The sequence below is a fragment of the Citrobacter sp. Marseille-Q6884 genome, from assembly GCF_945906775.1.
Lineage (GTDB): Bacteria > Pseudomonadota > Gammaproteobacteria > Enterobacterales > Enterobacteriaceae > Citrobacter.
The window spans coordinates 127,808-142,833 of sequence record NZ_CAMDRE010000002.1 but is presented as its reverse complement, the minus strand read 5'-3'; the positions used below and the strand labels follow the sequence as shown (position 1 = coordinate 142,833).

The window sequence follows — 15,026 nt, the reverse complement described above, 5'->3', positions numbered from 1 at the left end:
CCTTACAGGCTTTCAGTAAAGGTACGAGCAATAACGTCGCGCTGTTGTTCTGGAGTCAGTGAGTTGAAACGCACTGCATAACCAGAAACACGGATGGTCAGCTGCGGATATTTTTCCGGGTGCTTAACCGCATCTTCCAGCGTTTCGCGACGCAGAACGTTAACGTTCAGGTGTTGACCACCTTCCACACGGACTTCCGGCTGTACGTCTACCGGCACTTCACGGTATTCGATTTCGCCCAGTTTGCTGACGGCAACGACGTCATCAGCATTGAAACCTGCTTTCGCAACGATGCAGCGTGCTTCGCCTTTTTCGTTGTCCAGCAGCCAGAAAGAGTTCAGCAGGTCGTCGTTAGCGGCTTTAGTAATCTGGATACCTGTAATCATGTTGATGCCTCCCCGGCAAAATTATTTGATTTCGGTCGGCCGTTTACCCGGCCAATTGGTAAAACCATTGTTGCTTGAGTGTATATATACCCCTCACACACCCTTGAATCTTTGATTTAAATCAACAAAAACCACACATGAAAAGTGGTGATAGGCGGATTTTATTGTTTTACATCAACTTACGCCATATGCGCAGATAAACTTTTTACATAAATTTTCAACTATCTTTAGGGGGTAGCCTCTTGAGAAACGTACAGAATTTTGCGCCTCATAAAGAAGCAGTTAAGCTATAGCGATTGAAAATTCGCAGGAGAGCGAGATGGCTACCGAATTAACCTGGCACGATGTGCTGGCAGAAGAGAAACAGCAGCCCTATTTTGTAAACACACTGCATACCGTTGCCGGGGAACGTCAGTCAGGCATGACGATTTACCCACCGCAAAAAGATGTGTTTAACGCATTTCGCTTTACCGAACTGGGTGACGTTAAAGTCGTTATCCTGGGGCAAGATCCCTACCACGGCCCAGGTCAGGCACATGGACTGGCATTTTCTGTTCGTCCAGGCATTGCGACACCGCCCTCATTGCTGAACATGTATAAAGAGCTGGAGTCCACTATTCCCGGTTTTACGCGCCCCGCGCACGGATATCTGGAAAGCTGGGCGCGTCAGGGCGTGCTGTTACTGAATACGGTTCTGACCGTCCGGGCTGGTCAGGCACATTCCCATGCAAGTCTGGGCTGGGAAACCTTTACCGACAAAGTCATTAGTCTGATCAATGAACATCGTGAAGGAGTGGTATTTTTGCTCTGGGGCGCGCACGCGCAGAAGAAAGGGGCAATTATTGATGCGCACCGTCACCATATCCTGAAGGCACCGCACCCGTCACCGCTCTCGGCGCACCGCGGCTTCTTTGGCTGTAATCACTTTGCACTGACAAATGCGTGGCTGGAACAACGCGGTGAAAAACCCATTGACTGGATGCCGGTCTTACCCGCAGAAAGTGAGTAAAAAAATGCCAGCGATTCGCTGGCATTTTTACTATCACGCTTTGTTCTGACGCCACCATTCAGCAAGCAGTACGCCTGTCGCGACGGAGACATTAAGCGTTTCGACGTTGCCAGTACCGTCAATCGCAACGCACAGGTCATCCGCGGAACAAGCCGCTTCTGGCAGCGCATCGCGCTCGCGCCCTAACACCAGCACCATTTTTTCCGGCAGCGTCGTATTAAACAACGACTGACCTTTCTCGCTGGAAGTCATCACGACGGTGTAACCCGCCTGACGGAAATCATCCAACACATCAACAATGCTGTCGCCAGTGATCGGCTGGACGTGCTCTGCCCCGCCTTCTGCGGTACGAATAGCAGCCCCTGACTCCAGAAGCGCGGCATCCTGTACCACCACACCCTTCACGCCGAAGTGGGCACAGCTACGCATCATGCCGCCCAGGTTGTGCGGGTTAGCAATATCCTCCAGAGCCAACACGCAATCCTGCGCGCCTGCCTGATTAACCCATTGCTTAACGGTCGTGCCATTACGTTTTTTGATCAGGAAGCAAACACCGCCATGGTGCTCAGTTCCGGAGGCTTTCGCCAGCTCAGCTTCGTCCACCACGTGGTAGGCTTTACGGTTTGCCGCCATCCAGCGTAGTGCTTCTTTAAATCGCGGGGTCACGCTCTGGATAAACCAGGCACGGACAATAGCGTCCGGGCGACTCTGGAACAGAGCCTGACAGGCATTTTCACCGTAAACGCGGGTTTCTTCCGCACGCTGACGACGTAATACTTCAGGATCGATAAAGCTCTTACCGCTGATACCACCGTGATCGGCCTTTTCCACCGCATCATCGTTCGGTGCGCGGGAGACGGTACGCCACGGAGAATCTTCACGTCTGCGGTCGCGTTCTACATCGCGGTCACGACCACGTTCACGGCCGCGCTCACTGTTCGGGCCCTTTCTGTCATCACGGGCAGGGCGACGACCGCCTTCGGCTCGGGAAGTACCGGGGCGACCGCCGCCTTTACCAGTACGTGGATTTTGGGTGCGTTTATCCGAGTCATCGTCACTGCGGACGTACATCACTTTGACCTTGCCGTTTTTGTTCTTCAGTTCGTCGCTCATGTTTTTCTCCACCTGCTCTGCGCGAAGCGCGCAGATTACCCGATGTGCACCTCGTTAGCCATGATTTCATTTAAAAGCTTATGACTATTGTACTCATTGAATAAAACGCATTGTTGTTTAAAACAGTCTTTCCGATAATATGTAACATAATAGAAACATGTCGGCGTTATTGCCGCGAAGTCCACCTACTCATCCAGAGGTTAGTTATGAATACCGTTTGTACCAGCTGCCAGGCAATCAACCGCATTCCCGACGATCGTGTTCAGGAAGCGGCTAAATGCGGACGCTGTGGTCACGACCTGTTTGACGGAGAGGTGATCAATGCGACCGGTGAAACGCTGGATAAGCTGTTAAAAGACGATCTTCCTGTAGTGGTTGATTTCTGGGCTCCATGGTGTGGGCCGTGCCGCAACTTCGCGCCCATTTTTGAAGATGTCGCCGAAGAGCGTAGCGGTAAAGTGCGCTTTGTGAAAGTGAATACGGAGGCCGAACGCGAACTCAGTGCCCGTTTTGGTATCCGCAGCATCCCCACCATCATGATCTTCAAGAAAGGTGAGGTAGTCGATATGCTGAATGGCGCCGTACCAAAAGCGCCATTTGATAGCTGGCTGAACGAATCATTATAATCTCTCCGGGGCACATCTTGTGCCCCGTTTTCACCTCTGCGACAATAGCGTTTTTCAACGTGTTTCCCCATGACCGATAACGCCGTTCTCCAGTTACGCGCCGAGCGCCTTGCCCGTGCCACGCGTCCTTTTCTTGCCCGAGGTAACCGCGTCCGCCGCTGTCAGCGCTGCCTGCTGCCGCTGAAACAGTGCCTGTGCGCAACGCTCTCGCCTTCCCATGCGAAAAGCCGTTTTTGCCTCGTGATGTTTGATACCGAACCCATGAAGCCCAGCAACACGGGTCGTTTAATTGCCGATATTTTACCCAATACTGCGGCATTTCAGTGGTCGCGCACCGAGCCACCGCAGGCGCTTCTTGAGCTGGTGCAAAACCCGGATTATCAGCCCATGGTGGTATTTCCGGCCTCCTATGCGGGGGAAAAACGTGAGGTGATTTTTACTCCACCAGCAGGTAAGCCGCCGCTGTTTATCATGCTTGATGGTACCTGGCCGGAAGCGCGTAAAATGTTCCGTAAAAGCCCGTACCTCGATAATTTGCCGGTGATCTCGGTCGATCTATCACGTCTTTCCGCTTACCACCTGCGCGAAGCCCATGCCGAAGGGCAATACTGCACCGCCGAAGTCGCCATTGCCTTACTGGATCTGGCTGGAGATACGCAGGCGGCTGAAGGATTAGGCGAACATTTCACGCGTTTTAAAACGCGCTATCTGGCAGGAAAAACCCAACATCAGGGAAGCGTCACAGCAGGCTCGGCAGAAAGCGTTTAAAATCATTCGGTCACTGGTGTCATTAAGGAAGCCGATATGAGTCAACGTGGTCTGGAAGCACTGCTGCGACCGAAATCCATTGCGGTGATTGGGGCATCAATGAAATCCTATCGTGCGGGTTACCTGATGATGCGCAACTTACTGGCTGGGGGCTTCAACGGGCCGGTTTTACCCGTGACGCCCGCCTGGAAAGCTGTACTGGGCGTTCTGGCCTGGCCCAATATCAGCAGTCTGCCTTTTTCTCCTGACCTTGCCGTTTTGTGTACCAATGCCAGCCGTAACCTGGCATTGCTGGAGGAACTTGGCGAAAAGGGCTGTAAAACCTGCATTATTCTCTCAGCGCCCGCAGCGCAGCACACCGATCTGTTAGCCTGTGCTGCACGCTATAAAATACGCCTTCTCGGCCCCAACAGTCTGGGACTTCTCGCGCCCTGGCAGGGACTTAACGCCAGCTTTTCCCCCGTTCCGATAAAGCGCGGCAAGCTGGCGTTTATCTCTCAATCCGCCGCCGTATCCAATACCATACTCGACTGGGCACAGCAGAGAGAAATGGGCTTTTCTTACTTCATCGCACTGGGCGACAGTCTGGATATTGACGTTGATGAGCTGCTGGATTATCTGGCCCGCGACAGTAAAACCAGTGCTATTTTGCTCTACCTGGAACATCTGAGTGATGCCCGACGCTTTGTCTCCGCGGCACGTAGCGCATCACGCAATAAACCGATTTTGGTGATCAAGAGCGGCCGAAGCCCGGCTGCACAGCGTTTATTGCACACCAGCGCCGGGATGGACCCTGCATGGGACGCAGCCATTCAGCGAGCGGGTCTGTTACGCGTACAAGATACACACGAGCTTTTCTCGGCCGTAGAAACCTTAAGCCATATGCGCCCGCTGCGTGGTGACAGGCTGATGATCATCAGCAATGGCGCAGCTCCTGCTGCACTCGCATTAGATGAACTGTGGTCACGCAAAGGCAAACTGGCCACACTGAGTGAAGAGACCTGCCAGAAATTACGCGATGCGTTGCCCGCCCATGTTGATATCGCGAATCCACTGGATCTGCGTGACGACGCCAGCAGCGAGCACTATGTCAAAACGCTGGATATTTTACTCGCCAGCCAGGATTTCGACGCCCTGATGGTGATTCACTCCCCCAGCGCGGCAGCTCCAGGCACCGAGAGCGCGCATGCGCTGATCGAGGCAGTTAAGCATCATCCCAGAGGAAAGTTCATCTCCCTGCTGACTAACTGGTGCGGTGAGTATTCATCGCAAGAAGCTCGCAGATTGTTTAGCGAAGCCGGGTTGCCGACCTATCGTACGCCGGAAGGAACAATCACCGCGTTTATGCATATGGTTGAATACCGTCGAAACCAGAAGCAGTTGCGAGAAACACCCGCTCTGCCCGATAGCCTGACCACCAACACTGCCGAGGCGCACAATCTGTTACAGCAGGCGATTGCTGAGGGGGCGACCTCACTGGATACACATGAAGTGCAGCCCATTTTGCAAGCCTATGGCTTACACACCCTGCCGACCTGGATCGCCAGTGACAGTGCAGAAGCCGTGCACATTGCTGAGCAAATTGGTTACCCGGTCGCGCTTAAGCTGCGCTCTCCTGATATCCCGCATAAATCGGAAGTTCAGGGGGTCATGTTATATCTACGCACAGCTACGGAAGTGCAGCAGGCCGCCAATGCCATTTTTGATCGCGTGAAAATGGCCTGGCCGCAGGCGCGTATCCACGGTTTGTTAGTGCAAAGTATGGCCAATCGCGCTGGCGCTCAGGAACTTCGCGTGGTCGTCGAACACGATCCGGTGTTTGGGCCGCTGATTATGTTAGGTGAAGGTGGCGTTGAGTGGAGGCCGGAAGAACAAGCCGTTGTGGCATTACCGCCGTTAAACATGAACCTGGCGCGTTACCTGGTGATCCAGGGGATCAAAAATAAAAAGATCCGTGCCCGCAGCGCATTACGACCATTGGATGTCGCCGGTTTAAGCCAGCTTCTGGTTCAGGTATCGAACCTGATCGTCGATTGCCCGGAAATTCAGCGTCTGGATATCCATCCGCTTTTGGCCTCTGCCGGTGAATTTACGGCCCTGGACGTCACGCTGGATATTGCCCCGTTTACGGGCGATAACGAAAGCAGACTGGCCGTACGCCCCTACCCTCATCAGCTTGAAGAATGGGTCGAGTTGAAAAACGGTGAGCGCTGCCTGTTTCGCCCCATCCTGCCGGAGGATGAACCGCATCTGCAACAGTTCATTTCGCAGGTGACCAAAGAAGATCTTTATTACCGCTATTTCAGTGAGATCAACGAATTTACCCATGAAGATTTAGCCAATATGACGCAGATCGACTACGATCGGGAAATGGCATTTGTCGCTGTCCGTTGCCGCGATAACAACGAAGAGATCCTGGGTGTTACCCGGGCTATCTCCGATCCTGATAACGTAGACGCAGAGTTTGCCGTACTGGTTCGCTCGGATCTTAAAGGGCTGGGACTGGGTCGCCGATTGATGGAAAAGTTAATTGCATATACTCGAGATCACGGACTTAGACGCCTGAATGGTATTACGATGCCAAATAATCGTGGGATGGTCGCCCTGGCTCGAAAACTCGGGTTCAATGTCGATGTCCAACTCGAAGAGGGAATTGTTGGGCTAACGCTTAATCTTGCCCAATATGAGGAATCGTGAGTAAGGTACTGGAAATGTTGACCACATTAATGGGTACTGGTGGTATCATTGCCCGCTTATGTCGTCTGCAAAGCACAGAGGACCCTTCAATGAACAGAGAAGAAATGCACTGTGATGTTGTCAAAATTTAAGCGTAATAAACATCAACAACACCTTGCCCAACTACCTAAGATTTCTCAGTCAGTTGATGATGTAGATTTCTTTTATGCTCCCGCTAATTTCAGGGAGACACTGCTGGAGAAAATAGCCAGCGCGACGCGACGGATCTGCATCATTGCTCTGTACCTGGAACAAGATGACGGTGGTAAAGGCATACTTGACGCGCTCTATGCAGCAAAGCGGCAGCGTCCAGAACTGGATATCCGGGTACTTGTCGACTGGCATCGTGCCCAGCGTGGGCGTATTGGCGCTGCAGCGTCTAATACCAATGCCGACTGGTACTGCCGAATGGCGCAAGAAAATCCAGGTATCGACATTCCTGTCTATGGCGTACCGATTAATACCCGGGAAGCGCTTGGCGTCCTGCATTTCAAAGGCTTTATCATCGATGACAGCGTCCTGTACAGCGGAGCCAGCCTGAACGATGTTTACTTGCACCAGCATGATAAATATCGCTATGACCGTTATCAGCTGATTCGCAACGCGCAAATGGCCGATATCATGTACGATTGGGTCACGCAGAACCTGATGAATGGCCGCGGCGTTAACCGTCTTGATGATCTCCATCGCCCTAAAAGTCCGGAAATTAAGAACGACATCCGCCTGTACCGCCAGGAACTACGGGATGCGTCATTCCATTTTCAGGGGGATGCCGACAATGAACAGCTCTCTGTTACCCCTCTGGTTGGGCTAGGGAAATCCAGTCTGCTGAATAAGACCATTTTCCATCTGATGCCTTGCGCGGAACATAAGCTCACGATATGTACGCCTTATTTCAACCTGCCTGCTGTGCTGGTTCGCAATATTATTCAGCTGCTGCGTGAGGGGAAAAAAGTTGAAATCATTGTAGGCGATAAAACCGCCAACGACTTTTTCATCCCCGAAAATGAACCGTTTAAGATCATCGGCGCACTTCCCTATCTTTACGAAATTAACCTGCGCCGCTTCCTGAGCCGACTCCAGTATTACGTTAATACCGATCAGCTAGTCGTACGTTTATGGAAAGATGATGACAATACCTATCATCTGAAAGGAATGTGGGTAGACGATAAATGGATGTTGCTCACCGGTAACAATCTTAACCCTCGTGCCTGGCGCCTGGACCTGGAAAATGCCATTCTTATCCACGATCCTAAGCAAGAGTTAAGCCCTCAGCGCGAAAAAGAGCTGGAGCTTATTCGCACGCATACAACCGTCGTTAAGCACTATCGCGACCTACAGAGCATTGCCGACTATCCGGTAAAAGTGCGTAAGCTTATCCGTCGATTACGCCGTATTCGAATCGACAGATTGATCAGCCGTATTCTGTAACCAAGACCCCGTCCCGTGACGGGGTTTTTTCTATGGAGGCAACGGTGCGCCTGTTTATTCTGGCCAGTATTCTGGTACTTTCAGGCTGTAGCCATATGGCGAACGACAGCTGGAGCGGACAAGACAAAGCTCAACACTTTATCGCCTCAGCCATGCTGGCCGCAGCCGGGAATGAGTTCGCCCAGCATCAGGGAAACAGTCGTGACCGTAGCGCGGCTATCGGTTTAATGTTCTCTGTTAGTCTTGGTGCATCCAAAGAGCTCTGGGACAGCCGCCCCGCAGGAAGCGGCTGGAGCTGGAAGGACTTTGCCTGGGATGTCGCAGGAGCCTCCACCGGCTACGCTGTCTGGCAAATGGCCCATCACTAAAGACGCAACCCCTTACCTTTACGATGTAGCATCAGCGAAACCAAAAATGCGATAGCAGCCATCGCGGTGACATACCAGAAAAACGACGTTTCCATTCCAACAGATTTCAGCGACAGGGCAACATATTCAGCAGAACCGCCGAACAAAGCGTTTGCCACCGCATAGGACAGCCCTACCCCTAACGCACGAACCTGCGCCGGGAACATTTCAGCCTTCAGTATCCCGCTGATAGAGGTATAGAAACTCACAATCAGCAACGCACACATCACCAGAGCAAATGCTGCATAGGGGGAACTCACATTCTGCAATGCTGACAGAATAGGCACGGTGAAAATTGCGGCTAATGCACCAAAGCACAGCATTGAAGTTCGTCGCCCAATTTTATCGGACAAAGCACCGAACAGCGGTTGTACCAGCATAAATACGCACAGCGCAGCCGTCATGATCCCGCTGGCAACGTTGGCATGCATACCTGCTGTGTTGACCAGGTATTTCTGCATGTAGGTCGTGAATGTATAAAAGCACAGTGATCCTGCGGCAGTAAACCCAAGCACCATGAGAAAAGCCTTACGGTTACGCCATAGCCCTTTCAGGGAACCCGCTTCTTTCAGCGCGCGAACATCCTGTTTCGACGTTTCATCCAGTTGACGACGAAGCCACAGCGCGACAATTGCCAGCACGGCACCCAGCGCAAACGGAATACGCCAGCCCCACTCTCTGAGCGCTGAATCTTCTAACGTTTGTTGCAATATCACCACAACCAGCAAGGCCAGTAACTGTCCACCGATTAGCGTAACGTACTGGAATGATGCATAGAATCCTTTCTTACCTTCAACGGCGACTTCACTCATATAGGTCGCGCTGGTCCCGTATTCACCACCAACAGACAGTCCCTGAAATAATCTGGCAAGCAGAAGCAGCGCGGGAGCCCAGGTGCCGATGGTTTCATACCCCGGCAGGCAAGCGATCACCAGCGATCCCATGCACATCATGCAAACCGACAACAGCATCGACTTTTTGCGCCCATGCTTATCCGCAATCCGGCCAAATAGCCATCCGCCGATCGGTCTCATCAGGAAGCCTGCTGCAAATACGCCAGCGGTTTGTAAGAGTTGCGTGGTGGTATTTCCGGAAGGAAAAAAGATATGGGCAAAGTAAAGGGAGCAGAAAGAGTAGATATAGAAATCAAACCATTCGACGAGGTTTCCTGATGATGCTCCAACAATTGCCCATATGCGACGACGGGTATCGCTGTCTGTCAGCGCCCCGTTCTCAGTTACACTGCTATCAGCCATTAGAATTGTACCCCTGCCAAAGATCTGATTAATTTTTAATGATGCGTCGTGTTTTTTGGTAAATTAAATGTTATATAATTGTTATAAGTTATTATGAGAGATTGATCACGGTTTTAATTAGCAGAGAAAGGATTCAGATATGTTCGAGGGAGGAGAATGGTAGGTCGCGTAATGTTTCATGAATGCCGGATAAAACAAAAGGCCCAGTCTTTCGACTGAGCCTTTTGTTTTATTTGATGCCTGGCAGTTCCCTACTCTCGCATGGGGAGACCCCACACTACCATCGGCGCTACGGCGTTTCACTTCTGAGTTCGGCATGGGGTCAGGTGGGACCACCGCGCTACAGCCGCCAGGCAAATTCTGTTTATTAACCCGCTTACCGCCGGTTAATTTTATCTGTATCAGGCTGAAAATCGTCTTCTCTTTCGCCAAAACAGCTTCGGCGTTGTAAGGTTAAGCCTCACGGTTCATTAGTATCGGTTAGCTCAATGTATCGCTACACTTACACACCCGACCTATCAACGTCGTCGTCTTCAACGTTCCTTCAGGAGACTTATAGTCTCAGGGAGAACTCATCTCGGGGCAAGTTTCGTGCTTAGATGCTTTCAGCACTTATCTCTTCCGCATTTAGCTACCGGGCAGTGCCATTGGCATGACAACCCGAACACCAGTGATGCGTCCACTCCGGTCCTCTCGTACTAGGAGCAGCCCCCCTCAATTCTCCAGCGCCCACGGCAGATAGGGACCGAACTGTCTCACGACGTTCTAAACCCAGCTCGCGTACCACTTTAAATGGCGAACAGCCATACCCTTGGGACCTACTTCAGCCCCAGGATGTGATGAGCCGACATCGAGGTGCCAAACACCGCCGTCGATATGAACTCTTGGGCGGTATCAGCCTGTTATCCCCGGAGTACCTTTTATCCGTTGAGCGATGGCCCTTCCATTCAGAACCACCGGATCACTAAGACCTGCTTTCGCACCTGCTCGAGCCGTCACTCTCGCAGTCAAGCTAGCTTATGCCTTTGCACTAACCTCCTGATGTCCGACCAGGATTAGCTAACCTTCGTGCTCCTCCGTTACTCTTTAGGAGGAGACCGCCCCAGTCAAACTACCCACCAGACACTGTCCGCAACCCGGATCACGGGTCTACGTTAGAACACCAGCCATTAAAGGGTGGTATTTCAAGGTCGGCTCCATGCAGACTGGCGTCCACACTTCAAAGCCTCCCACCTATCCTACACATCAAGGACCAGTGTTCAGTGTCAAGCTATAGTAAAGGTTCACGGGGTCTTTCCGTCTTGCCGCGGGTACACTGCATCTTCACAGCGAGTTCAATTTCACTGAGTCTCGGGTGGAGACAGCCTGGCCATCATTACGCCATTCGTGCAGGTCGGAACTTACCCGACAAGGAATTTCGCTACCTTAGGACCGTTATAGTTACGGCCGCCGTTTACCGGGGCTTCGATCAAGAGCTTCTCCTTACGGATAACCCCATCAATTAACCTTCCGGCACCGGGCAGGCGTCACACCGTATACGTCCACTTTCGTGTTTGCACAGTGCTGTGTTTTTAATAAACAGTTGCAGCCAGCTGGTATCTTCGACTGATTTCAGCTCCACGAGCAAGTCGCTTCACCTACCTATCAGCGTGCCTTCTCCCGAAGTTACGGCACCATTTTGCCTAGTTCCTTCACCCGAGTTCTCTCAAGCGCCTTGGTATTCTCTACCTGACCACCTGTGTCGGTTTGGGGTACGATTTCGTGTTACCTGATGCTTAGAGGCTTTTCCTGGAAGCAGGGCATTTGTCACTTCAGCACCGTAGTGCCTCGTCATCACGCCTCAGTGTTAAAGTGAACCGGATTTACCTGGAACACACACCTACACGCTTAAACCGGGACAACCGTCGCCCGGCCGACATAGCCTTCTCCGTCCCCCCTTCGCAGTAACACCAAGTACAGGAATATTAACCTGTTTCCCATCGACTACGCCTTTCGGCCTCGCCTTAGGGGTCGACTCACCCTGCCCCGATTAACGTTGGACAGGAACCCTTGGTCTTCCGGCGTGCGGGTTTTTCACCCGCATTATCGTTACTTATGTCAGCATTCGCACTTCTGATACCTCCAGCAACCCTCACAGGCCACCTTCAACGGCTTACAGAACGCTCCCCTACCCAACAACACATAGTGTCGCTGCCGCAGCTTCGGTGCATGGTTTAGCCCCGTTACATCTTCCGCGCAGGCCGACTCGACCAGTGAGCTATTACGCTTTCTTTAAATGATGGCTGCTTCTAAGCCAACATCCTGGCTGTCTGTGCCTTCCCACATCGTTTCCCACTTAACCATGACTTTGGGACCTTAGCTGGCGGTCTGGGTTGTTTCCCTCTTCACGACGGACGTTAGCACCCGCCGTGTGTCTCCCGTGATAACATTCTTCGGTATTCGCAGTTTGCATCGGGTTGGTAAGTCGGGATGACCCCCTAGCCGAAACAGTGCTCTACCCCCGAAGATGAGTTCACGAGGCGCTACCTAAATAGCTTTCGGGGAGAACCAGCTATCTCCCGGTTTGATTGGCCTTTCACCCCCAGCCACAAGTCATCCGCTAATTTTTCAACATTAGTCGGTTCGGTCCTCCAGTTAGTGTTACCCAACCTTCAACCTGCCCATGGCTAGATCACCGGGTTTCGGGTCTATACCCTGCAACTTAACGCCCAGTTAAGACTCGGTTTCCCTTCGGCTCCCCTATTCGGTTAACCTTGCTACAGAATATAAGTCGCTGACCCATTATACAAAAGGTACGCAGTCACCCCATAAAGAGGCTCCCACTGCTTGTACGTACACGGTTTCAGGTTCTTTTTCACTCCCCTCGCCGGGGTTCTTTTCGCCTTTCCCTCACGGTACTGGTTCACTATCGGTCAGTCAGGAGTATTTAGCCTTGGAGGATGGTCCCCCCATATTCAGACAGGATACCACGTGTCCCGCCCTACTCTTCGAGTTCACAACATATGCACTTTTGTGTACGGGACTTTCACCCTGTATCGTGCGACTTTCCAGACGCTTCCACTAACACACATGCTGATTCAGACTCTGGGCTGCTCCCCGTTCGCTCGCCGCTACTGGGGGAATCTCGGTTGATTTCTTTTCCTCGGGGTACTTAGATGTTTCAGTTCCCCCGGTTCGCTTCATTACGCTATGTATTCACGTAATGATAGTGTGACGAATCACACTGGGTTTCCCCATTCGGAAATCGCCGGTTATAACGGTTCATATCACCTTACCGACGCTTATCGCAGATTAGCACGTCCTTCATCGCCTCTGACTGCCAGGGCATCCACCGTGTACGCTTAGTCGCTTAACCTCACAACCCGAAGATGTTTCTTTCGATTCATCATCGTGCTGCGAAAATTTGAGAGACTCGAACACACCATTTATCTGTTCTTATTACGGAGAACAGACACAGTGTGTCGTTTCAATTTTCAGCTTGATCCAGATTTTTAAAGAGCAAATATCTCAAACAAGACTCGCAAGTCTGTTTTGAGATATAACGGCCGGCGACTTTCACTCACACAAACCAGCAAGTGGCGTCCCCTAGGGGATTCGAACCCCTGTTACCGCCGTGAAAGGGCGGTGTCCTGGGCCTCTAGACGAAGGGGACACTGAAGTCTCAATCGCAAGACGCCTTGCTATTTACTTTTCATCAGACAATCTGTGTGGACACTACAAGGAACGGTTCTTTAAGGTAAGGAGGTGATCCAACCGCAGGTTCCCCTACGGTTACCTTGTTACGACTTCACCCCAGTCATGAATCACAAAGTGGTAAGCGCCCTCCCGAAGGTTAAGCTACCTACTTCTTTTGCAACCCACTCCCATGGTGTGACGGGCGGTGTGTACAAGGCCCGGGAACGTATTCACCGTGGCATTCTGATCCACGATTACTAGCGATTCCGACTTCATGGAGTCGAGTTGCAGACTCCAATCCGGACTACGACATACTTTATGAGGTCCGCTTGCTCTCGCGAGGTCGCTTCTCTTTGTATATGCCATTGTAGCACGTGTGTAGCCCTACTCGTAAGGGCCATGATGACTTGACGTCATCCCCACCTTCCTCCAGTTTATCACTGGCAGTCTCCTTTGAGTTCCCGGCCTAACCGCTGGCAACAAAGGATAAGGGTTGCGCTCGTTGCGGGACTTAACCCAACATTTCACAACACGAGCTGACGACAGCCATGCAGCACCTGTCTCAGAGTTCCCGAAGGCACCAAAGCATCTCTGCTAAGTTCTCTGGATGTCAAGAGTAGGTAAGGTTCTTCGCGTTGCATCGAATTAAACCACATGCTCCACCGCTTGTGCGGGCCCCCGTCAATTCATTTGAGTTTTAACCTTGCGGCCGTACTCCCCAGGCGGTCTATTTAACGCGTTAGCTCCGGAAGCCACGCCTCAAGGGCACAACCTCCAAATAGACATCGTTTACAGCGTGGACTACCAGGGTATCTAATCCTGTTTGCTCCCCACGCTTTCGCACCTGAGCGTCAGTCTCTGTCCAGGGGGCCGCCTTCGCCACCGGTATTCCTCCAGATCTCTACGCATTTCACCGCTACACCTGGAATTCTACCCCCCTCTACAAGACTCTAGCCTGCCAGTTTCGAATGCAGTTCCCAGGTTGAGCCCGGGGATTTCACATCCGACTTGACAGACCGCCTGCGTGCGCTTTACGCCCAGTAATTCCGATTAACGCTTGCACCCTCCGTATTACCGCGGCTGCTGGCACGGAGTTAGCCGGTGCTTCTTCTGCGAGTAACGTCAATTGCTGCGGTTATTAACCACAACACCTTCCTCCTCGCTGAAAGTACTTTACAACCCGAAGGCCTTCTTCATACACGCGGCATGGCTGCATCAGGCTTGCGCCCATTGTGCAATATTCCCCACTGCTGCCTCCCGTAGGAGTCTGGACCGTGTCTCAGTTCCAGTGTGGCTGGTCATCCTCTCAGACCAGCTAGGGATCGTCGCCTAGGTGAGCCGTTACCCCACCTACTAGCTAATCCCATCTGGGCACATCCGATGGCAAGAGGCCCGAAGGTCCCCCTCTTTGGTCTTGCGACGTTATGCGGTATTAGCTACCGTTTCCAGTAGTTATCCCCCTCCATCGGGCAGTTTCCCAGACATTACTCACCCGTCCGCCACTCGTCACCCAAGAAGCAAGCTCCTCTGTGCTACCGTTCGACTTGCATGTGTTAGGCCTGCCGCCAGCGTTCAATCTGAGCCATGATCAAACTCTTCAATTTAAGTTTGATGCTCGT

The 15,026-nt window shown here is 52.1% G+C and carries 9 protein-coding genes, 1 tRNA gene and 3 rRNA genes; 6 read left to right on the top strand and 7 right to left on the bottom strand.

Annotated elements, in window-relative coordinates; translation table 11 throughout:
- Window positions 1-2: 2 nt before the first annotated feature.
- Window positions 3-386 carry an autonomous glycyl radical cofactor GrcA gene (gene grcA, locus N7268_RS15710; RefSeq protein ID WP_198903281.1) on the bottom strand — a complete coding sequence of 128 codons (384 nt, stop codon included), beginning with the start codon at window positions 384-386 and terminating at the stop codon, window positions 3-5.
- Between the two features lie 319 nt (window positions 387-705).
- On the opposite strand from grcA, the gene ung reads away from it, so the two are divergent.
- Complete coding sequence (gene ung / locus N7268_RS15705) at window positions 706-1,395, top strand: uracil-DNA glycosylase (protein ID WP_260863638.1); 690 nt, start codon at window positions 706-708, stop codon at window positions 1,393-1,395.
- A 33-nt stretch (window positions 1,396-1,428) separates the two neighbouring features.
- On the opposite strand, the gene N7268_RS15700 is transcribed toward ung, so the two are convergent.
- Window positions 1,429-2,508, bottom strand: coding sequence for a tRNA/rRNA methyltransferase (locus tag N7268_RS15700; RefSeq protein ID WP_198903279.1), 1,080 nt, complete (start codon window positions 2,506-2,508; stop codon window positions 1,429-1,431).
- A gap of 206 nt (window positions 2,509-2,714) precedes the next feature.
- On the opposite strand from N7268_RS15700, the gene trxC reads away from it, so the two are divergent.
- The 5 genes from trxC to N7268_RS15670 all read left to right on the top strand — a co-directional run bounded on the left by trxC (window position 2,715) and on the right by N7268_RS15670 (window position 8,437).
- On the top strand, window positions 2,715-3,134 hold the full coding sequence (gene trxC, locus N7268_RS15695; protein WP_198903278.1) for a thioredoxin TrxC: 420 nt from the start codon (window positions 2,715-2,717) through the stop codon (window positions 3,132-3,134).
- Between the two features lie 69 nt (window positions 3,135-3,203).
- Window positions 3,204-3,902, top strand: a complete 699-nt coding sequence (gene tapT, locus N7268_RS15690; protein ID WP_260863637.1) for a tRNA-uridine aminocarboxypropyltransferase — start codon at window positions 3,204-3,206, stop codon at window positions 3,900-3,902.
- Window positions 3,903-3,938: 36 nt separating this feature from the next.
- Entirely contained in the window at window positions 3,939-6,599 is a 2,661-nt protein-coding gene (locus N7268_RS15685; RefSeq protein WP_260863636.1) for a bifunctional acetate--CoA ligase family protein/GNAT family N-acetyltransferase, read from the top strand.
- Window positions 6,600-6,713: 114 nt separating this feature from the next.
- Window positions 6,714-8,069, top strand: a complete 1,356-nt coding sequence (pssA, locus tag N7268_RS15675) for a CDP-diacylglycerol--serine O-phosphatidyltransferase (protein WP_260863635.1) — start codon at window positions 6,714-6,716, stop codon at window positions 8,067-8,069.
- 32 nt (window positions 8,070-8,101) lie between these two features.
- A complete protein-coding gene (locus N7268_RS15670) occupies window positions 8,102-8,437 on the top strand; it encodes a YfiM family lipoprotein (RefSeq protein ID WP_409929198.1) in 336 nt (111 codons plus the stop codon).
- Here the strand turns inward: N7268_RS15670 and N7268_RS15665 are convergent.
- From N7268_RS15665 to N7268_RS15645, 5 genes are all read right to left on the bottom strand, one after another.
- Complete coding sequence (locus tag N7268_RS15665; protein WP_260863634.1) at window positions 8,434-9,732, bottom strand: MFS transporter; 1,299 nt, start codon at window positions 9,730-9,732, stop codon at window positions 8,434-8,436. The genes N7268_RS15670 and N7268_RS15665 overlap by 4 nt on opposite strands.
- Window positions 9,733-9,970: 238 nt before the next feature.
- Window positions 9,971-10,086, bottom strand: a 5S ribosomal RNA gene (rrf, locus tag N7268_RS15660).
- Between the two features lie 95 nt (window positions 10,087-10,181).
- Window positions 10,182-13,087 (bottom strand): 23S ribosomal RNA (locus N7268_RS15655).
- Between the two features lie 221 nt (window positions 13,088-13,308).
- Window positions 13,309-13,384: transfer RNA gene (locus N7268_RS15650), tRNA-Glu, on the bottom strand.
- Window positions 13,385-13,469: 85 nt separating this feature from the next.
- Window positions 13,470-15,011 (bottom strand): 16S ribosomal RNA (locus tag N7268_RS15645).
- Together the 16S, 23S and 5S rRNA genes with 1 tRNA gene alongside form the textbook arrangement of a ribosomal RNA operon.
- Window positions 15,012-15,026: the final 15 nt, after the last annotated feature.

What these genes read in the sequence shown, in the direction of transcription:
- ung (WP_260863638.1), top strand. Translation starts at nt 706, where the DNA reads ATGGCTACCGAATTAACCTGGCACGATGTGCTGGCAGAAGAGAAACAG.
- N7268_RS15685 (WP_260863636.1), top strand. Translation starts at nt 3,939, where the DNA reads ATGAGTCAACGTGGTCTGGAAGCACTGCTGCGACCGAAATCCATTGCG.
- pssA (WP_260863635.1), top strand. Translation starts at nt 6,714, where the DNA reads ATGTTGTCAAAATTTAAGCGTAATAAACATCAACAACACCTTGCCCAA.
- trxC (WP_198903278.1), top strand. Translation starts at nt 2,715, where the DNA reads ATGAATACCGTTTGTACCAGCTGCCAGGCAATCAACCGCATTCCCGAC.
- tapT (WP_260863637.1), top strand. Translation starts at nt 3,204, where the DNA reads ATGACCGATAACGCCGTTCTCCAGTTACGCGCCGAGCGCCTTGCCCGT.
- N7268_RS15665 (WP_260863634.1), bottom strand. Translation starts at nt 9,732, where the DNA reads ATGGCTGATAGCAGTGTAACTGAGAACGGGGCGCTGACAGACAGCGAT.
- grcA (WP_198903281.1), bottom strand. Translation starts at nt 386, where the DNA reads ATGATTACAGGTATCCAGATTACTAAAGCCGCTAACGACGACCTGCTG.
- N7268_RS15670 (WP_409929198.1), top strand. Translation starts at nt 8,102, where the DNA reads ATGGAGGCAACGGTGCGCCTGTTTATTCTGGCCAGTATTCTGGTACTT.
- N7268_RS15700 (WP_198903279.1), bottom strand. Translation starts at nt 2,508, where the DNA reads ATGAGCGACGAACTGAAGAACAAAAACGGCAAGGTCAAAGTGATGTAC.